Below are 18,627 nucleotides of genomic sequence, written 5' to 3' on the forward strand. Positions count from 1 at the left end.
CCTGTGTTAGATAAAGTATTCGATCGTCTTCTCCGGTTCCAGCTTCGTCCGGCCATTGAAGAGAATCACCGCTTCCCGGCCCTCAAAAGGTCCCAGGGCATAGATGGTCTCCCCTTCCTGATTGAAATACTGCTCCGGCACCAGCCGGTTGCAGCTGGTCTCACGGTCTGTCACCAGTAAAATATCCTGTTCGTTAAAAGGTTCTGCCCGATAATAAGGGTCAAACATTTCCACCACACCATCATGCTCACCTGTGAGCAGCACATAATGAGGTTCATCAAGATAAAGCCGAACCACCACAGCGCCACCTCTGTGCAGGGCATCATTAATAAGACTCTCACTGCCCAGATAAACACTTTTTCCCGACAGATACTGGCTGCTCACCGGCAGGTTCCGGATCTCACCAAAGCCATTGAGCCAGTTGCTCAGAAACATCATGGCTGCTCGCGAAGTTCCGCTTTTTCCCGGAATCCCTTCCGAGCCATAACAGTCCAGACAATAAAGCATGACATTTCTGATAATTTCCGGTAAGATTTCCTCCCGGTCAAAGAGATAGCTGATGGCATCCAGCATAGCGGTGGGACCGCAGTCGTATTCAGAAAGCTGATAGTGCAGCGGATTTTTCATAAGTGTTCTTCCTTCCTGTTATCCCAGAGATTTCAAGGCTTTCGCCAGCCGGTCAAAGGCCTCCTTCAGCGTCGTTCTCGGGCACGCAATATTGATTCGCTCAAATCCTTCCCCATCTGATCCAAAAATAGCACCGCTGTCAAGCCACAGCTTTGCCTCCTTCGTAATCAGATGTTCCAGTTTTTCCTCCGGCAATCGAAGATCCCGGAAATCAAGCCAGATCAGATAAGTACCCTCCGGCTCGATCAGATGAACGCCCGGCAGATTTCTTTCTATATAATCTCTCGAAAAATCCAGATTTTCAAGTAAATATTTCTTTAATTCTGTAAGCCAGGGCTCCCCTTCTTCATAAGCCGCCTGGCATGCCACCAGTCCCAGCGTATTTAATTGGCTGTAACCAGCCTGATCAATGGCTTTTTTGAAGGTCTTCCGAAGAGTCCTGTTCGGAATGAAAATATTGGAGGTCTGAAGTCCTGCTAGATTGAAGGTCTTGCTGGGTGCCGTACAGGTAATGGAAATCTCCGCATATTTCGGATCCAGGTTTGCAAATACATGATGCTCATGCCCCGGCCAGGTGAAATCGCTGTGGATCTCATCGCTGACTACCAGCACATTGTGTTTCACACATAGATCTCCCACTCTTCGAAGTTCTTCCTCTGTCCAGACACGGCCTACCGGGTTATGAGGACTGCAGAGCAGGAATAATTTTACCTGATGCTCCACTATTTTCTGCTCCAGATCCTCAAAGTCCATCTCGTAATGACCATTCACCAGCTTCAACGGGCTGTTCACCAGCTCTCTTCCGTTGTCCTTAATGGCCTCGCTGAACGGATAATAAACTGGCTGCTGCAGGAGCACTGCGTCTCCCTCTTTGGTGAATGCACGGACAGCAGCTGCAATGGCGAATACCACACCCGGCGTTTTTACCAGCCACTCCCGTTTTACCGTCCATCCGAAATGCTTCTCATACCAGCCTGCCAGTGCCTGAAAATAGCTGTCCTTTCCTTCGCTATATCCGAAAATACCGTGAGCCACAGATCTTTGCAGGCGCTCCACAATCTCCGGCGCCGTCTGAAAATCCATATCTGCTACCCAGAGAGGCAGCTCCTCCTCGCTGTGTCCGCGTTCTCTTGCAAAATCATATTTCAGGCAGTTGGTGCCTTTTCTGTCAATTATTTTATCAAATTCATAAGCCATATTGCCTATTCTCCTTTCAGCGCCTGCGCAAGATCTTCGATGAGGTCGTCACCATTTTCAATACCTACAGACATTCTCAGGAAATTATCAGTGATGCCAAGACGCTCCCGGATCTCTGCCGGTACATCTCCGTGGGTCTGCAGCATAGGATACGTAATCAGGGATTCCACACCTCCCAGACTCTCTGCATAAGAAATGACTTTCACCCGCTCCAGAATCCGCTTTGCCGTCTCTGCCGTATCCGTGTGGAATGAAATCATACCGCCAAATCCTCTTGCCTGGCTTTTATTAATCTCATACCCGGGATGTTCCGGAAGCCCTACGTAATAAACCCCCTTGATCTCTTCCTGTTCCTTCAGCCAGTTGGCAATCTTCAAGGCATTTTCCTGCTGCCGCTCCATGCGGACTGACAGGGTCTTGATGCCGCGGATGAGCAGAAAGCTTTCAAAAGGTGACAGGCAGCCACCGGTGGTCTTGTAGATATACCGGATCTTGTCAGCCAGATCCTTGCTCGCTGAGCATAAAAAGCCTGCAAGTGCATCATTGTGGCCGCCCAGATACTTGGTTCCGCTGTGTACCACCAGGTCTGCTCCAAGATCAATGGGATTCTGGAAATAAGGAGAGAGAAACGTATTGTCCACAATGAGCAGGAGACCATATTTCTCTGCCAGCGCCTTCATAGCACGCAGATCTGTTACCTGCATGGTCGGGTTGCTTGGGGTCTCAATATAGAGGGCTTTTGTCTCTTTTTTAATGGCTTTCTCCACCAGTTCTGCATCTGCCGTGTTGACATAGGAAAATGTCAGGCCTCTGTTTGCTCCGATGGTACTGAAGATCCGGACAGAACCTCCATACAAATCCTCTGAACATACAAAATGTGCTCCATTTTCAAACAGCTCCAGTAAGATAGAAAGGGCTGCCATACCACTGGCACATGCCACCGTATCATAAGCTTTTTCCAGGGAACTCACAATCCGCTCCAGTTCACTTCTGGTAGGGTTACTCTCTCTTGTATAATCAAATCCAGTGGACTGCCCCACACCTGGATGGGCAAAGGTCGCTGTCTGATATATCGGCGTTCCCATGGAACCATATGCATGCTCTCTCGTAATTCCATCTTCTCCATGAATACATCGCGTCTCAATTCCGTATGCCATTGTATGTATGCCTCCTCATTTGTCTATATTTATAGACTATATAATTCCTATATATTTAATAGGATTATATCTTTTTGAAGTGGAGATGTCAACATGGTTTTCCATCATTTAAGCAAGCGAAGGGCAGCCGTGGGGCTGATGTGGCTTCTGTTGACTCCGTCCTGAGTCTGAAATCTCCTCTACCGGCCCGCCATGGGTCTGGAATGAAAAAATATCAAAAAAGTTCCTGTTCAGCTTACAGTTTATACAGAAAAAATAGCTGATATGGGTCTATATTAAAATGCCTGAAACTCAGTTCCTCTTTTTCACAAAATGGCAGGAACAAAAGAGAATGAAATTAAATATAGACCCATACATGCTAATTCAGGAAACAGGAATTCAGAAAATCAGAAAACAGGAATTCCAAAGCAAAAAATGGATTACTGCAAAACAACTGATTTGATATTACGACAGACCATGCAAGTATGGATCTCCGAATCACAATGTCACGCATTACAATCCTCAACCTAAACCATCAAATCTTATTGATAGATACTAAGGGTTATTATTGATTTCAAAACAAAAATACTACTAAATCCAAAATAGAATCAATAGACTTCTGAAACATTTTTCCGAAAAGAGAGTAAATAAACAAGAAGGGTCGCTGCAAAACAGATGCTTTTGTAACGCCCCCTCTTCTTATTTCTTATTTCTTATTTTCTCTTTTTCCGTCTGGTCTCGAGAGAGATTCCAATTGCAGCTAAGCTTGCTGCACCAAGCAGCACCCACTGCCCGGTTTGAGCCATATCTCCGGTAGCCGGAACTGCACTGATATCCGCCACTGCGGAGCTCTCTGCTGCAGCCTGTGCTGTGGTTTCTTCCGAAGAATTGCCATGTGAAGAATGTTTCTTTTTCTTCTTGCTGTTATTGACTGCACTATTACCGGTGTTGCTATTGCTGCCGGTATTGGTATTGCTGTTGTTGGTATTGTTACCGGTGTCATTATTATTCTGATCGGATGATTTCTCACTGATAGTGAAGCTTACCTTTCCAGTGGAGCCTTCATAGTTTCCGATTCCTGTAATGGTCATCTCATATACACCTGCTGCCACAAACTCTGCAGCGGTATACTCTTTTCCATCAACAGAGACGGTAATTTCGTAATCAATTCCTTCTGCCAGAACCGTGTCGCCATCTTTGACCGTTACAGTCGGACGCTTATTCTGTCCGTCATAAACGGCGGAAGATGCGTCTTCCGTCACTGCAAATATCGTCTTCTTCGGTTCAATGACAAATGCTTTTTCAACACTTCCGCCATAAACACCGGTTCCGCTTACTACCACGGTATAAGTACCGGCATCCATCATCGAAGCTGCGGCGGCTCTGCTCATAGCTTGCTTACAGGTAACCAAATAATGGGTTCCTTCTGTCAGAAGGGTTCCTCCATCCATTACCGTAATCTGTGGCTGTAACTCATTTCCTGTATAAACCTGACTTGGAATATCAGAAACCGTAAAGCTCTTGGTATCCGCAGTTACAAATTGATCCATCGACGGCGTTGAATCTATTCCGGTCTTCCAGTACAAATCTGCCAGAGGATCATTTTGTCCACTCTCAACCTGTGTACCATCTGCCACATGACGTTTTGCGCTGGTGAGTGTGATATCTCCTTCCAGTGCTTTTCCAGGTGCCGCATTTTTTGCTGTATAGGATGTGGCTCCCTGTAGGAACACTTCTGAAGTATGAATTGCGCCATTTCCGGAAACTGCATTTCCCCCCGGTCCAAATGTTACACTGCCTCCAATAGCAATCACTTTTCCATCTCCGGTTATCGTACCATTTTCCAGCTGGATTGCTCCTCCTCCGTTGGAATAAATCGTTGTATTTCCACCGCCTCCGTAGGTGGCAAGGGTCGCACCAGCTTCAAGGTTTAAGGTGCCATTTTTCACCTGAAGAGCTGTCTGTCCTTTTCCTGTGCTTCCGGCTTCGTCACCACTGATAAATACCTGCCCTTTTAATGTTACATTTCCGGTAACTGCCACGACTGCATCATCATTGGAGCGGTCGGTCAGATCCCCATTAGCAAGATAATTGGTATGGGAGTAAATAGCTGCATTTTCCAGAATTGCGCCATCTCCCAGGCGAAGCTGTCCACATAAGGATGCGCCTGTGGTAAATTTCTTGCTATAGGCATCATAATTCATGGAAAAGGTACCGCCGTTTTGTACGTCGATAATTCCCTGCACGGTTGAATCTGACAGCGTCAGTTTGCCGCCATTTTCCACGACAATCCGAACACTGCTTAAGATTTTCATATTGGTCAGTGTCAGATTGCAGCCAGCCGGGATATACAGTGTCTGGGGAATCTTACCTGCTTTTACATCTGCCCAGGGAATATCATAGCCAAGAAAACCATAGGTTCCACTCTCATGGGAGCCAAACCATACTTCCAGCTTCTCCGGTACCCGAACGCTTTCCTCCTGTCCATCTACATTGCTTCCAAATTTCTTAATCGCCCAGGGTTCCATAATATCCCATGCATACAGTCCGCTTGCATACTGCTTCAGATTCTCTATTTTGATCTGATCTGCAAGGGTCTCCTCACCTTTGTAAATCCGGAACGGCAGGGTATTACTGGTTGCTTTCCGTCCCTGATTGTCTTCAATAGAAACAGAGATCAGATAGGTGCCCGGGTCCTTTGGTGTTCCCTTCAGCGTCAGATCACTGCTCAGCGTCATATAGACACCTTCCATTCATTCCACTGTCGCTGCTCGCAGCGGTACCACCGGCAGTATCCGGTACGATAGATACGCTGCACTTGCTTCCTTCCAGCTGGATCTTTGACAGATGGTCCAGTGCTTTCCAGTCACTGTCTGCCGGATCAGTATCTTTCCGAACCAAAGCTCCATATACAGTTACCGCACTGTTTTTATTGCTGGACGCACCCCCTGTGCTCGCACTGGATACTCCATCATAATCTTTCTGTCCTACAATGGCGGCTTCAAAAGAACCTTCAATCTTTACATGAAGTTTATATGGATCACCCTGATTGTCAACTTCTGTCAGAGAAGCATTTCCATTCGGATCAATGACCAGTTTAAAGGTCAGATCCTCATAGCCTGTGGCTGTGATGGTGATCACATCACCACTTTTCAGGACCGGTTTATCCTGGCTGCCAGAGTTGTCATTTCCTGCAAAAATAAGATAGTTTTTATCAGTATTCTTCTTATAAGAACCTCCATAATAAGGCCCGTAAGAAGTCTCTTCCCACGCTTTATCGTTCACCTTGATTGCTGTCACTTTGGAAACATAACCATCAGCATTTGTAAATTTAAGATTCCAGTTACTGCCCATCCATTCTTTTTCTAATTTCAGCTGGTTTAACACGATCTTTCCAGCTTCTGCTGGTACAGCTTCTTTGAAGGTGGCAGAAACTGTCACATTGGAAGCCGGCATGGTGAAGGTATAAACACCGCTCTCTGTGCCTGCTGTCAGATCCACTGCTGTACTATTTTCCTGACTTGCTGTCACAGACTCTACTTCATATTCCTCATTCGGTGTAGCGGTTACTTTAACTTCTGTTCCTGCTTCCGCTGTATTTGGGGCAACAGTAAGGGTACCGTTGCTACAATCAGATGTGGTGACTGTGTAGGTCTGAGCAGCCGGAGTGTCCGGGGTGGTGTCAGAGATTACCTCTGCGGTAAAGACATAACTATAAGAACTGGATCCAGTTCTGTTTAACTTTAATTCCAGATCTTTATATCCAGTTGCTGAAATCACAACAGTTGACGGATACGTTGCATCACTGTCTAGAGAAATAATAACTGCCGGTTCACTGTTATAATAATCTGCATACCACAGTTTACCCTCCCACATATATGCACTGTCAGCTTTATTATACTCTGCACCATTTACTGACACTTTATTAACATTTTTCCGCCAATCGTCCTCGCTATTTTCAAAACATAAATATACATTTTCAAAAAGGGTACTATATGAAACATCTTTCACTTTCGTCGGTGCAGCCATAGTTGTAGCAAGCGCAGCCGGTTTTTCATCCTGCTCTGTCAGCACAACTGCATCCTGACCAGCATCCTGCGTATCTCCCTGAATATTTACCTGGATCTTTTCCTGTTCTGTACTCTGGGTGTTGGCCTGCTCAGCATTCGGGGTGTCGCCCTGCTCTACATTCTGAACATTGCCATTGGTATCGCCCTGCACATCTCCATGTTCTGCATTCTGGACGTTGTCATTGCTATCGCCCTGTCCTGCATTCTGGGCGTTGTCCTGACCATCGTCCTGCCCTGCATCCTGGGCATTATCCTGGCTATCGCCCTGCCCTGCACCCTGAGTATCTCCCTGGACGTCTCCCTTTTTCTCTGTATTCTCTTCTAATGATGAGTTATCCATAACTTCGTTTTCCAGTAAGTCATCACTAATTGCTTCTGCTGCACGCACTTCCATTGTGCCACCATAGACAGATGTGGACACGGAAAGCAGCACAGCCATGCCAAGCGCAAATACTCGCTTCAGTTTTTTGTAATTCATCAGCTTTTCTCCCTTTAGTTCTGTTGTCAGTTACTTTTACTCCTTTCGGTCATTGACTAGCCTTTTGTACTCATGCTATAATCGATACCGTTGTTAGTTTTAACTAATGTCATTACAAAAAATTAACTGTCAAATTAATGACAGCTAATTTTAAGTTAGACTTAATTAACCACAGTGGGTACTATATCAAAATTGGTTTTTTCTGTCAACTCAGTATTTAAAAATAGTTTACTTCTGTTTTGAGTTTTTTTATCATTATCATTTACAGGGAGATTTTTTATGAAAAGAATGTTGATTTTTCCGCTCTTACTTGGGCTTCTGGCACTGACAGGCTGTAACTCGGACCGAACCCATGCTTCTGAAGAAAGTTTTTTTGCCATGGATACGGTGATGCAATTTACTGTCTATGGTGATGACGCCCTGCTAAAAGACGCACAGGATGTGATTGCAGATATTGAAGACAAAGCCTCCGTAACCAATCCCGACAGTGAACTTTATGCAATTAACCGGGATGGTTCCGGAGTTCTGATCGGTCGCGCCGCCGAGCTGATGGAAGATACCCTTTCCCTTTGTCAGCGAACCGATGGAGCTCTGGACTTATCCATTTATCCCATCGTCCGCGCCTGGGGATTCACCACCGGAAATTATCAGGTACCGGAGGAATCCACGATTACGGATCTGCTATCCCATGTAGACTATAACCAGGTACAATATGATGTAACAACCGGCATAGTCACCCTTCCTGCCGGGATGGAAATAGATCTTGGAAGTACCGGAAAAGGCTTTGCCGGACAGCAGGTGGCTGCTCTCCTGCGGGAAAAGGGTGTCACATCTGCCCTTCTGAATCTTGGCGGCAATGTGCAGACCATTGGCACGAAACCAGACGGCAGCCTCTGGGAAATCGCGATCCGCGATCCGAAAGAAAATGTACCCATGATGGTTGTCTCTGTTAATGATCAGGCAGTCGTCACTTCCGGCGGGTATGAACGCTATTTTGAACAGGACGGCCGGACCTACTGGCATATCATGGATCCGACCACCGGCTATCCGGCTGACAGTGGCCTGCGGTCTGTCTCCATTATCGGGGATGACGGTCTGACCTGTGACGGTCTGTCCACTTCCCTCTTCGTCATGGGACTTGAAAAAGCAGCGGAGCTGTGGGCACAGAGCGATGATTTTGAAGCAGTATTTGTCACAGATACCGGAGAAGTCTATATCACAGAAGGACTTGCAGATCATTTTGCCCTGACAGAAGACTACTCCGATACCCCTGTCAATCTGATCAGACGCTGATGCCGCTGGCTCCTCCTGTAATCAGAACTGTTTTCTTCGTTGTGCTCATTTGTCTTTCCTCCTGATTTTATAAAAAATGAGGCGGAGATTATGGCATGTTTTTTCATGCGCATTCTCTCCGCCTTGTATATTCTATGCCTATTCAGAACCAATTCGCAAAACCGCCTCTACGAGGCTTTCCTTTTGCTCATTTATGGCTTCTCGCCATATAAATGCTCCAAAATATGTTCCTTCATGCAAGCATGAGTCACATATTTGTGGGCATTTGCATGGTTCTGAATAGGTTAAATATAATACATTTCCTGTCCGCCGGACTGCCGCTCCTGAAAACTTTCCTCCAGATCAGCCAGCGTCAGGTTTTGAAGAATCTGATCCAGCCCGTGATTGACTCTATCCACAATGTCTTCCTGTATGGTCTCCGCAATCCCGGCTGCGCTTTCTTCTGTCTTTGTCTCTTCGTCATCCAGATAATAGGTTCCTTCCAGTGCCTGTATGATGGAGGCCACTGTAATACTGGAAGACGGATATTTCAGCAGATATCCACCCTGGGAGCCTTTGACGCTCTTCACAATCCCTGCCCGGCGCAGGCTGGCAAACACCTGCTCCAGATACTGGGGAGAGATCTCATTTCTCTCAGCAATACTTCCGAGTGCCACATGACCATTTTTCGAATTGACTGCCAGATCAATGAGAGCCGCCACTCCGTATCTGCTTTTTTTGGAAAATTTCATTCCTTACTGTACTGCCTTGAATGCCTCATCCAGGTCCTGAATAATATCGTCGATATTCTCGGTACCAATGGAAAGACGGATGGTATTCGGTTTGATTCCCTGATCCAGAAGTTCTTCTTCTGTACACTGGCTGTGTGTGGTGGTCGCCGGGTGGATGACCAGAGATTTCACATCTGCTACGTTAGCGAGCAGAGAGAACAGCTCCAGGTTATCGATGAAGTCTTTTGCTTTCTGTGCATCTCCCTTGATTTCGAAGGTGAAGATAGAACCGCCTCCGTTCGGGAAATATTTCTTATAAAGAGCCTGCTGCTGCGGGTCCTTGGATACTGACGGATGATGAACCGCCTCTACCTGCGGATGATTATTCAGATACTCTACCACCTTCAGTGCGTTCTGCACATGACGCTCTACACGAAGAGACAGAGTCTCAAGTCCCTGCAGGAAAATCCAGGAATGAATCGGAGAAATGGTAGCTCCGGTATCACGCAGAAGGATGGCACGGATCTTGGTTACGAATGCAGCCGGTCCTACTGCTTTGGTAAAGCTGATGCCATGATAGCTCGGGTTCGGCTCTGTCAGTGACGGGAATTTTCCGGATGCCTCCCAGTCAAATTTACCACTGTCTACGATCACGCCGCCGATGGTGGTTCCATGTCCGCCGATGAATTTGGTTGCGGAATGAACAACAATATCTGCACCATACTCAATCGGACGAACCAGATATGGAGTAGCGAAGGTGCTGTCTACTACCAGTGGGATCTTATGTGCATGAGCAATCTTTGCGATTGCTTCAATATCAACGACATCAGAGTTCGGATTTCCAAGAGTCTCGATGTAAACTGCCTTGGTATTCTCTCTGATTGCTGCCTCTACCTCATCCAGATCGAAAATATTTACGAAAGTAGTCTCAACACCATATGCAGGAAGGGTATGCTCCAGGAGATTGAAAGTTCCACCATAAATGTTCTTTGCAGATACGATATGGTCACCGCTCTGTGCCAGGTTCTCGATGGTGTAGGTAACTGCTGCTGCTCCAGATGCGACTGCCAGGGCTGCAACACCACCTTCCAGGGCTGCGATTCTCTGCTCGAAAACATCCTCTGTCGGGTTGGTCAGACGTCCGTAAATATTACCTGCATCTGCCAGACCAAATCTTGCTGCTGCGTGATCGCAGTTGCGGAATACATAAGAAGAAGTCTGATAAATCGGTACTGCACGTGCGTCAGTTACCGGATCGGGAGCTTCCTGTCCTACGTGAAGCTGTAAGGTTTCAAATTTGAACTTTCTATCTGCTCTTTTGAGTTTCTCTGCCATTGGTTTTATTACCTTTCTTTTCTATGTTCGTATGGGATTTCGTAAATTATTCTGCGAACAGCGGAGTGGAGTAATATCTGTCACCGTTGTCCGGAAGCAGTGCTACGATGGTCTTTCCTTTATTCTCCGGTCTCTTCGCCAGCTGGATAGCTGCCTGAAGAGCTGCTCCGGAAGAAATACCTACCAGCACGCCTTCATGTTTTGCAAGGAGCTTTCCGCCTGCGAATGCGTCATCATTCTCAATCGGAATAATTTCATCATATACTTTGGTGTTCAGTACATCCGGCACAAATCCTGCACCGATACCCTGAATCTTGTGGGGACCGCTCTTTCCTTCAGAGAGAACCGGAGAAGTTGCCGGTTCAACTGCCACGATCTTTATATCCGATTTCTGGGATTTCAGATACTCGCCAACTCCGGTAAGTGTTCCGCCGGTGCCTACACCTGCTACAAAGATGTCTACATTTCCGTCGGTATCGTTCCAGATCTCCGGACCGGTTGTCTTCTTGTGTGCTGCCGGGTTAGCCGGGTTTACAAACTGTCCCGGGATGAAGCTGTTGGGAATCTCTTTGGAAAGCTCTTCTGCTTTCGCAATGGCTCCCTTCATTCCTTTGGCTCCTTCGGTCAGAACCAGCTCAGCGCCGTAAGCTTTCAGGATGTTTCTTCTCTCCACGCTCATGGTTTCCGGCATGGTAAGAATGATTCTGTATCCTTTGGCTGCTGCGATGGATGCAAGTCCGATACCTGTATTTCCGGAGGTCGGTTCGATGATGACAGAGCCTTCTTTCAGAATTCCTTTCTCCTCAGCATCCTCGATCATGGCCTTCGCAATACGGTCCTTTACGCTTCCGGCCGGATTAAAATACTCAAGCTTTACCAGAATCTTTGCTTCCAGGCCAAGCTCTTTTTCCACATTTACGACTTCTACCAGCGGTGTGTTTCCAATCAGTCCAAGTGTTCCCTTGTAGATGTTTGCCATTTTCTATTCCTCCTATAATTCCTATTCACATACTATGTTTTATTTGATGATGCAATTATATCCCTATATTTCCTATTTGTCAACTATGTTTTATTACATTTTTTAAAAAAAGCAGCCGGAAATTCCGGCTGCCCTCTCCATTCTGATATTCTGTTTTATCAATCATCGTCGTGATCATCATCGTCATCATCATCGTCATCATCATCATCGTCATGATCATCATCATCGTCCCAGTCGTCATCATGGTCATCATCATCAAAATCATCATTGACATCATCTGCATCCTGGTATTCCGAATCACATTCCAGAATAGAACCGTTCACTGCATCAATGGTGTAATCGTACTCTACTCCATCCCGGAAGAACTCAATCTCATATTCCAGCCTTCCATCATCATTATCAAGCTTTGCCTTGGAGAACGTCACGTCTGCCACTTTCAATCCTGCATGCCCGGTAGCGGTTTCTTTTGCTTTATCAACGCTGATGGTGCTCGATGCCGCCGGCTGAGCCGCCGTTTTTACTTCTGTCTTTGTTTCCTGCTTTGGCTGTTGCTTTACTTCCGTCTTCGTTTCCTGCTTTGGCTGTTGCTTTACTTCCGTCTTCGTTTCCTGCTTGGACTGACTGGACTGCTGTGGCTGGCTCTGCACGACTGTCTCGGTCTCTTTGCTCTTGCTTCTGATGCTGCCGCTCACTGCGTCAATTTCATATTCGTATTCCGTATTGTCTTTAAGAAATTCTACTTCATAAACCGGCACACCGTCTTCTGTGTCAGCCTTTTCTTTTGTAAATGTCACTTCCGCTGCTTTCAGTCCTGCATCTGCAAGTGCTTTATTTTTCGCCTCTTCCAGCGTAATCTGCTTTGTCTCTGCTTTTACTGCATTGCTGCCGGTTTCCTGTTTTGCCTCTTCTTTTTTCTCTTCCTTTGCCGTAGTCTGGGCTCCCGGAAGCAGTTTTACATCCTTCTTTACCACTGCACCGCTGGACGCTTTGATCCAATAATCATATTCTGTGTTATTGGCAGTAAATTCTACATCATAAATGAACTGTCCCTGCTCATAATCAAAGTCTGCTTCCACATCTGTGGCGCTTACCGGATCAATTCCGGCATCCGCAAATGCGAAATTAATGGCATTTCCCGCTCCTATGGATGACTTTTCTGCAATACTTCCCGCTGCAAATACGGTTCCTGTTCCAAGCAGCGCCAATGCTGCAGCTGCACAGGCGGTAGTCATAATGGTTCTCTTCTTCATACTGTAATCCCCTTTCCTGACAGTTGTTCTTTGTTATGGGTACAGCATACAATACAAAGATTAGAGAAACATTAGAAACGTAAAAATGCTTCCTTTTCCCGGAACACTTTCCACCTGAACCGTTCCGCCATGAAATTCAGCAATCTGCCGCACCATGGAAAGTCCAAGACCTGTTCCTTCGCCGGTTCTGGAACTGTCGGTTTGATAAAACCTTCTGAAAATTCTTTCCTGCTCTTCCGGTGCAATTCCAATTCCGTCATCTTCCACGGAAAGTCTGATCTCATCCATGTTTTTTTCAAGCTTTACCAAAATATGACCATTTTCTTTTCCATAACGATAGGCATTGGAAATAAGGTTCACAAGCAGCCGCGTCAATAACATCTGATTTCCGGAACAGGTAATTTCTTCCTGCACCTGCCTGGTAAGAGTAATCCCCTTTTTACGGATCAGCGCCATATCTTCGCATACGGATTCTGCAATTTCTGATAGAGATACCTGTTCTTTTTTGTATTTATCTGTCTTCAGTTCCAGTCTGGTATACATGAGCAGATCCTGAATCAGTTTTGACATTTTCCGGCTCTGCCTCTCAATAACGTTCAAAGCGTGCTGATATTCTTCCTGACTTCTTTCTTCTCCCATCATCAGTTCACACTGGGCAAGTATCACTGCCACCGGTGTACGGAGCTCATGGGAAGCATCTGAGGTAAACTGCTTTTCCATCTCAAAGGCCTGGTCAAGCCGCTCAAACATACCATTGAATCCTGCTGCCAGCTGATGCAGTTCATCCTGCCCTTCTCCCACATCAATCCTCTTTTTCAGGTCGTTTCCATTGCAGATTTCTTCCGCAGTCTCCGATATTTTCCGGACGGGCCACAGCATTCTTCCTGCAATTATGTAGCCTCCAATGACCGCCAATATCAGCAAAAGCGGCATAAGCACCAGGGAAAGCCGGGTAATTGAAGACATTTCCGCACGGGTCTGCTCTTCGGATACTACGCCTCTGAGCCAGAGACCGCCAAGACCTTCTCCTTCAAGCTCCCGGTCAAAGATATAATACAGCACACCTTCCACTTTCAATTTCCGGATTACTGCATTTTCCAACGGTATTTCCAGACTTTCCATGGCAATCGGATTTTCTCCATAAAGAAGACTCTGGCTGCTGTCATACAATGCCGTATAGATCCCGTTCACCTGATCCAGAAAGTCGTCATCTACTTCCAGATATCCGTCCTTCCAGGCCATAAACTGATCTACATCGCCGGCAAGATTCATTTCATCCAGAGTCTCATAAAATTCAATTTCATCTACATTATTTTCCACCGTCTCGATCAGTCCGTCCCTGACGGTCTTCTGAATCACCTGATGACTGACCGATAAAAGAACACCATAAGTCAGAGCCACCATCAAAACCAGTGCCCCTGCAAACCATAATGTGATCTTCATACGGATGGACCATTTTTTCACTATGCTTCCTCCCTGAGCACGTAGCCGCGGCCACGTACGGTGTGAATCAGACGTTTTTCATGTCCACCATCGATTTTCTTTCTCAGATAGCTGATATAAACGTCTACCACATTGGTTCCGCCTTCATAGTCAAAATTCCAGATATGGTTTTCTATCTTTTCTCTGGATAACACGATGCCCTGATTCAGCATGAGATATTCCAGAAGTGCATACTCTTTTGCGGAAAGTTCGATGAGTTTTCCACCACGGGTCACACGATGGGCTCCACAATCCACCGTCAGATCATCAATTGTCAACAGATTGGTGGATTTTCCATGAGAAATGCGGAGTGCCGCCCGGACTCTTGCCGCCAGTTCTTCCAGTGAAAATGGTTTTACCAGATAATCGCAGGCTCCGCTGTCCAACCCTCTTACCCGGTCTTCAATGGCATCTCTCGCCGTCAGAAACAAAACCGGAGTCTCTTTTCCTGACGCGCGCAGAGCCGCCAGTACCTGATATCCATCCGCTTTCGGCATCATAATATCCAGAAGTACTGCATCATACTCTGTATAAGAGAGAATATCCATGGCTTCTGCCCCGTCATAGCAGGCATCCACACTGTATCCCTCTGATTTTAGCTTCTGCAGGATAATCTCATTTAAATCCCGTTCGTCTTCCGCTACCAATAGTCTCATAATTTTTACTCATCCCATCCATCAAACAAACGGATATTTACGCAGATCTGTCTGATCTGCTGCCCCTCCTTCAGATGCTGTTCCAGATCTCTTGGATCCGAAATCGGGGGAAGATTCACCTCATCCTCGGAAAGTTCCAGTTCAATCCAGTCATAAAGGGCTGCATTGGCTTTCTCAATCACTTCCTCCAGAGTTTCTGCCTCCGCCTCACAGCAGGCCAGATCCGGAAGTACTGCTTTCCAGGAACCATTTTCTTCTTTTCCAATCACTGCCGGATATGTGAATTTCATATTGCATTCTCCTTTCGCTTCGCTGCTTACGCGAATCGTTATTCCACTGCGTCTCCGCGGTCGCTGACCAGATGAAGACCTACACTTTCCACTCTTCTGGAAAGGCAGCCGCGGCATTCTGCCGCTTCCTCCCCGGTGCAGATTTTATTGTCATAGAGTTCATACTGCTTCCGGTTTTTCACCGGAGACAGATTCGGCATTACCACGTTGGCTCCCACGGCAAGCCCTTTTTCTCTTCCTCGAGGATCCATGGTGCCAAGGGCCGTCGTTGCCGGAAGAAGTACCTTCGGCAGCAAAATCCGGATGACAGACAAAAGATACAATGTCAGTTCCACGCTCCCTGCCGGTTCCTTTGCAAATGCTGTATCGTGGTGAGGAATGAAGGGACCAATGCCCACCATCTGAGGCTCCAGTTCCTTAAGAAACAGAAGATCCTCTGCCAGACATTCTTCGGTCTGGTTAGGTGAACCCACCATAAATCCTGCCCCCACCTGATACCCAAGAATTTTCAGATTTTTAAGACATTCCATACGGTTCTGAAGGCTCATTTCTTCCGGATGGAGCGTCCGGTAATGGGTTTCATCCGCTGTCTCATGACGCAGAAGATACCGGTCTGCCCCGGCCTTACGGAATCTTTGGTAACTCTCCATAGAACGTTCCCCTATGGACAAGGTCACAGCACACTCCGGATATTTTTCTTTTATCCTTCGGATAATGTGTTCCATCCGTTCGTCGCTGTAATACGGATCTTCCCCTCCCTGCAGTACAAAGGTCCGGAATCCCAGCTCATATCCATTTTCACAGCAGGCAAGGATCTCCTCTTCTGTCAGCCGGTAGCGTTTCGCATTCCGGTTGCCCCTGCGAATACCGCAGTAATAGCAGTCATTTTTACAGTAATTGGTAAACTCAATGAGACCTCTGGTATAGACCTTATCCCCATAATATTTCTTTCGGAGCTCCAGTGCACGCTCTGCCAGAAGCTCTCTTACCTCCGGATCATGGGCACACCGGATCAGCTTTACGAACTCTTCTTTATTAAGATTCTGATTCTCCAGAAACTTCTGTGCTATTTTCTCCATGACCTGTCTTCCCCCAATCGTCATAGTCATCCAGGAAATTATATTCCATGTCATCCTTGTGATAACCGATAATGGTCCGCAGGTTGACATTATGCACACTGTTGAAAATATTATACTCAATCACGTCACTGGTTTCACGGAATTTTGCAACCAACTCTTTCATTTCATCCCGTTTGGAGCCCTTTGCTCCTCCACAGGTGGCGCAGTTCTCAGTAAAACGGCATGCACACTGAATGAAATGCAGCTGGTGATAATCGCGCCATGCCTTGATATCCGCCTCTTTTACCATATACATAGGCCGGATCAGCTCCATACCTTCAAAATTCTTACTGTGAAGCTTCGGCATCATCGTCTCGACTTTTCCGCTATAGAGCATCCCCATAAGTACGGTTTCAATCACGTCGTCAAAATGATGTCCCAGAGCAATCTTGTTGCAGCCCAGTTCTTTCGCATGGGAATAAAGATAGCCTCTTCTCATTCTGGCGCACAAATAGCAGGGATTTTTATCCACTTCTGCTACAATGTTAAAAATATCACTTTCAAAAACAGTCAGCGGAATGCCCAGAACCTTCGCATTATCCTGAATAATCTTCCAGTTATCCGCATTGTATCCCGGATTCATGACCAGAAATACCAGTTCAAAAGGATATTTTCCATGACGCTGCAGTTCCTGTAAAAGCTTTGCCATAAGCATAGAATCCTTACCGCCGGAAATGCAGACTGCGATCTTGTCCCCCGGCTGGATGAGATCGTATTTCTGTACTGCTTTGGTAAAAGCTCTCCAGATGGATTTTCTGAACTTTTTAATGAGGCTCCGCTCGATTTCTTTGGTTTTCTCCTTCATGATGTCTTCTTCGGAAATAAATCTTCCCAGCTGAAGGCGCAAGAATGCACGGTACCCCCCTTCCACATTTCCTGCATCATAGCCAGACAGGCAGAGAAGCTCCACATATTCCACACTACGCTCTCCGGTATGACAAAGTAACCAGACCGGTTTATCTTTTGGAATCTCATCCATCCGGTCTGAAAATTCTTTCATGGGAATGTTGATGGCTCCTTCAAAAGTACCTCTCCGGAATTCCTCTTCGGGACGCACATCCACGATGGTTGCCTCTCCGGGAGCCAGCTTTTCCAGCTCTTCTATGGTAATTACTTTCATTCCTGACCTCCTGTTACCGTGGCCTCCGGCTGTTTTAGTGCTTTTTCCTTCCGGTTCACGGTCAGATCTTTGACGACTTCACCGGCGATGATAAGACCTACGACAGACGGAACAAATGCCGTACTTCCCGGAATTGCCCGTCGCTCCGTACATTTTCTCACAGCACCCGGCGGGCAGATGCAATGTTCTCGGCAGCTGATCGCCATATCGTCGATGGGCTCTAAGGGCTGTTCTTTGGAATATACCACTTTCAGGTGGCGGATTCTTCTCTTCTTCAGCTCCCGGCGCATCACCTTTGCCAGCGGGCAGACAGAAGTCTTGTAAATGTCAGCCACCTCAAAAGCAGACGGATCCAGCTTATTGCCGGCTCCCATGGAACTGATAATCGGTACGCCGCAGGCATTCGCCTGCTCCACCAGCTGAATTTTACCAGTCACCGTATCAATGGCATCCACCACATAATCATACTGGCTGAAATCAAACTGATCTGCCGTGTTCGGCATGTAAAACGTCTTGTAAGTATGAACCACCGCATGGGGATTAATATCCAGAATGCGATCTTTTGCCACATCCACCTTGTATTTTCCAACGGTACTGCGGGTTGCAATAATCTGGCGGTTAATATTGGTCAGACACACTTTATCATCATCAACAAGGTCCAAGGTGCCCACACCGCTTCTTGCCAGCGCCTCCACGGTATATCCACCCACGCCGCCGATACCGAAAACAGCTACTCTGGCATCTGCCAGGCGTTCCATATTCTCTTTTCCAAGTAAAAGTTCTGTTCTTGAAAACTGATTCAACATTGATTCCATCATCTCCTTTGCCGGACATTGAAAAGCTCTGTCCGCATTTATCCCCGGGCAGAGCCTATCTTTCGTTTATG

The 18,627-nt window shown here is 46.6% G+C and carries 16 protein-coding genes; 1 reads left to right on the forward strand and 15 read right to left on the reverse strand.

Annotated elements, in window-relative coordinates:
* Positions 1–6: 6 nt before the first annotated feature.
* The 5 genes from ACZMB2_RS04145 to ACZMB2_RS04165 form a co-directional block, all read right to left on the reverse strand.
* On the reverse strand, positions 7–627 hold the full coding sequence (locus ACZMB2_RS04145) for a peptidase C39 (RefSeq protein WP_308458480.1): 621 nt from the start codon (positions 625–627) through the stop codon (positions 7–9).
* 18 nt (positions 628–645) lie between these two features.
* Complete coding sequence (locus ACZMB2_RS04150) at positions 646–1,824, reverse strand: MalY/PatB family protein (protein WP_487595651.1); 1,179 nt, start codon at positions 1,822–1,824, stop codon at positions 646–648.
* A 5-nt stretch (positions 1,825–1,829) separates the two neighbouring features.
* Positions 1,830–2,981: a trans-sulfuration enzyme family protein gene (locus tag ACZMB2_RS04155; protein WP_487595652.1), complete on the reverse strand. Its 1,152-nt coding sequence runs from the start codon at positions 2,979–2,981 to the stop codon at positions 1,830–1,832.
* A 692-nt stretch (positions 2,982–3,673) separates the two neighbouring features.
* Complete coding sequence (locus tag ACZMB2_RS04160; RefSeq protein ID WP_487595653.1) at positions 3,674–5,698, reverse strand: hypothetical protein; 2,025 nt, start codon at positions 5,696–5,698, stop codon at positions 3,674–3,676.
* Complete coding sequence (locus ACZMB2_RS04165; protein WP_487595654.1) at positions 5,682–7,508, reverse strand: InlB B-repeat-containing protein; 1,827 nt, start codon at positions 7,506–7,508, stop codon at positions 5,682–5,684. The genes ACZMB2_RS04160 and ACZMB2_RS04165 overlap by 17 nt, the downstream gene beginning before the upstream one ends.
* Positions 7,509–7,787: 279 nt before the next feature.
* Here ACZMB2_RS04165 and ACZMB2_RS04170 point away from each other — a divergent pair, with 279 nt between their 5' ends.
* A complete protein-coding gene (locus ACZMB2_RS04170; protein ID WP_487595655.1) occupies positions 7,788–8,801 on the forward strand; it encodes an FAD:protein FMN transferase in 1,014 nt (337 codons plus the stop codon).
* 284 nt (positions 8,802–9,085) lie between these two features.
* On the opposite strand, the gene ACZMB2_RS04175 is transcribed toward ACZMB2_RS04170, so the two are convergent.
* The 10 genes from ACZMB2_RS04175 to ACZMB2_RS04220 all read right to left on the reverse strand — a co-directional run bounded on the left by ACZMB2_RS04175 (position 9,086) and on the right by ACZMB2_RS04220 (position 18,547).
* Positions 9,086–9,532, reverse strand: coding sequence for an RrF2 family transcriptional regulator (locus tag ACZMB2_RS04175; RefSeq protein ID WP_308458485.1), 447 nt, complete (start codon positions 9,530–9,532; stop codon positions 9,086–9,088).
* A 3-nt stretch (positions 9,533–9,535) separates the two neighbouring features.
* On the reverse strand, positions 9,536–10,846 hold the full coding sequence (locus tag ACZMB2_RS04180; protein WP_487595656.1) for an O-acetylhomoserine aminocarboxypropyltransferase/cysteine synthase family protein: 1,311 nt from the start codon (positions 10,844–10,846) through the stop codon (positions 9,536–9,538).
* 46 nt (positions 10,847–10,892) lie between these two features.
* Complete coding sequence (cysK, locus tag ACZMB2_RS04185; protein WP_487595657.1) at positions 10,893–11,825, reverse strand: cysteine synthase A; 933 nt, start codon at positions 11,823–11,825, stop codon at positions 10,893–10,895.
* Positions 11,826–11,983: 158 nt separating this feature from the next.
* On the reverse strand, positions 11,984–13,075 hold the full coding sequence (locus ACZMB2_RS04190; protein WP_487595658.1) for a PepSY domain-containing protein: 1,092 nt from the start codon (positions 13,073–13,075) through the stop codon (positions 11,984–11,986).
* Between the two features lie 60 nt (positions 13,076–13,135).
* Positions 13,136–14,539, reverse strand: coding sequence for a sensor histidine kinase (locus tag ACZMB2_RS04195; RefSeq protein ID WP_487595659.1), 1,404 nt, complete (start codon positions 14,537–14,539; stop codon positions 13,136–13,138).
* Complete coding sequence (locus ACZMB2_RS04200) at positions 14,539–15,213, reverse strand: response regulator transcription factor (RefSeq protein ID WP_487595660.1); 675 nt, start codon at positions 15,211–15,213, stop codon at positions 14,539–14,541. Before ACZMB2_RS04200 ends, ACZMB2_RS04195 begins: the two co-directional genes overlap by 1 nt.
* 5 nt (positions 15,214–15,218) lie before the next feature.
* A complete protein-coding gene (locus ACZMB2_RS04205) occupies positions 15,219–15,503 on the reverse strand; it encodes a type II toxin-antitoxin system HicB family antitoxin (protein WP_487595661.1) in 285 nt (94 codons plus the stop codon).
* Positions 15,504–15,541: 38 nt separating this feature from the next.
* Positions 15,542–16,582, reverse strand: coding sequence for a [FeFe] hydrogenase H-cluster radical SAM maturase HydE (hydE, locus tag ACZMB2_RS04210; protein ID WP_118771558.1), 1,041 nt, complete (start codon positions 16,580–16,582; stop codon positions 15,542–15,544).
* Positions 16,539–17,741, reverse strand: coding sequence for a PP-loop family protein (locus ACZMB2_RS04215; protein ID WP_118771559.1), 1,203 nt, complete (start codon positions 17,739–17,741; stop codon positions 16,539–16,541). Before ACZMB2_RS04215 ends, hydE begins: the two co-directional genes overlap by 44 nt.
* A complete protein-coding gene (locus ACZMB2_RS04220; protein ID WP_487595662.1) occupies positions 17,738–18,547 on the reverse strand; it encodes a tRNA threonylcarbamoyladenosine dehydratase in 810 nt (269 codons plus the stop codon). Before ACZMB2_RS04220 ends, ACZMB2_RS04215 begins: the two co-directional genes overlap by 4 nt.
* Positions 18,548–18,627: the final 80 nt, after the last annotated feature.

The organism is Hominiventricola sp., assembly GCF_057604405.1.

What these genes read in the sequence shown, in the direction of transcription:
- ACZMB2_RS04145 (WP_308458480.1), bottom strand. Translation starts at nt 627, where the DNA reads ATGAAAAATCCGCTGCACTATCAGCTTTCTGAATACGACTGCGGTCCC.
- ACZMB2_RS04150 (WP_487595651.1), bottom strand. Translation starts at nt 1,824, where the DNA reads ATGGCTTATGAATTTGATAAAATAATTGACAGAAAAGGCACCAACTGC.
- ACZMB2_RS04155 (WP_487595652.1), bottom strand. Translation starts at nt 2,981, where the DNA reads ATGGCATACGGAATTGAGACGCGATGTATTCATGGAGAAGATGGAATT.
- ACZMB2_RS04160 (WP_487595653.1), bottom strand. Translation starts at nt 5,698, where the DNA reads ATGACGCTGAGCAGTGATCTGACGCTGAAGGGAACACCAAAGGACCCG.
- ACZMB2_RS04165 (WP_487595654.1), bottom strand. Translation starts at nt 7,508, where the DNA reads ATGAATTACAAAAAACTGAAGCGAGTATTTGCGCTTGGCATGGCTGTG.
- ACZMB2_RS04170 (WP_487595655.1), top strand. Translation starts at nt 7,788, where the DNA reads ATGAAAAGAATGTTGATTTTTCCGCTCTTACTTGGGCTTCTGGCACTG.
- ACZMB2_RS04175 (WP_308458485.1), bottom strand. Translation starts at nt 9,532, where the DNA reads ATGAAATTTTCCAAAAAAAGCAGATACGGAGTGGCGGCTCTCATTGAT.
- ACZMB2_RS04180 (WP_487595656.1), bottom strand. Translation starts at nt 10,846, where the DNA reads ATGGCAGAGAAACTCAAAAGAGCAGATAGAAAGTTCAAATTTGAAACC.
- cysK (WP_487595657.1), bottom strand. Translation starts at nt 11,825, where the DNA reads ATGGCAAACATCTACAAGGGAACACTTGGACTGATTGGAAACACACCG.
- ACZMB2_RS04190 (WP_487595658.1), bottom strand. Translation starts at nt 13,075, where the DNA reads ATGAAGAAGAGAACCATTATGACTACCGCCTGTGCAGCTGCAGCATTG.
- ACZMB2_RS04200 (WP_487595660.1), bottom strand. Translation starts at nt 15,213, where the DNA reads ATGAGACTATTGGTAGCGGAAGACGAACGGGATTTAAATGAGATTATC.
- ACZMB2_RS04205 (WP_487595661.1), bottom strand. Translation starts at nt 15,503, where the DNA reads ATGAAATTCACATATCCGGCAGTGATTGGAAAAGAAGAAAATGGTTCC.
- hydE (WP_118771558.1), bottom strand. Translation starts at nt 16,582, where the DNA reads ATGGAGAAAATAGCACAGAAGTTTCTGGAGAATCAGAATCTTAATAAA.
- ACZMB2_RS04215 (WP_118771559.1), bottom strand. Translation starts at nt 17,741, where the DNA reads ATGAAAGTAATTACCATAGAAGAGCTGGAAAAGCTGGCTCCCGGAGAG.
- ACZMB2_RS04220 (WP_487595662.1), bottom strand. Translation starts at nt 18,547, where the DNA reads ATGTTGAATCAGTTTTCAAGAACAGAACTTTTACTTGGAAAAGAGAAT.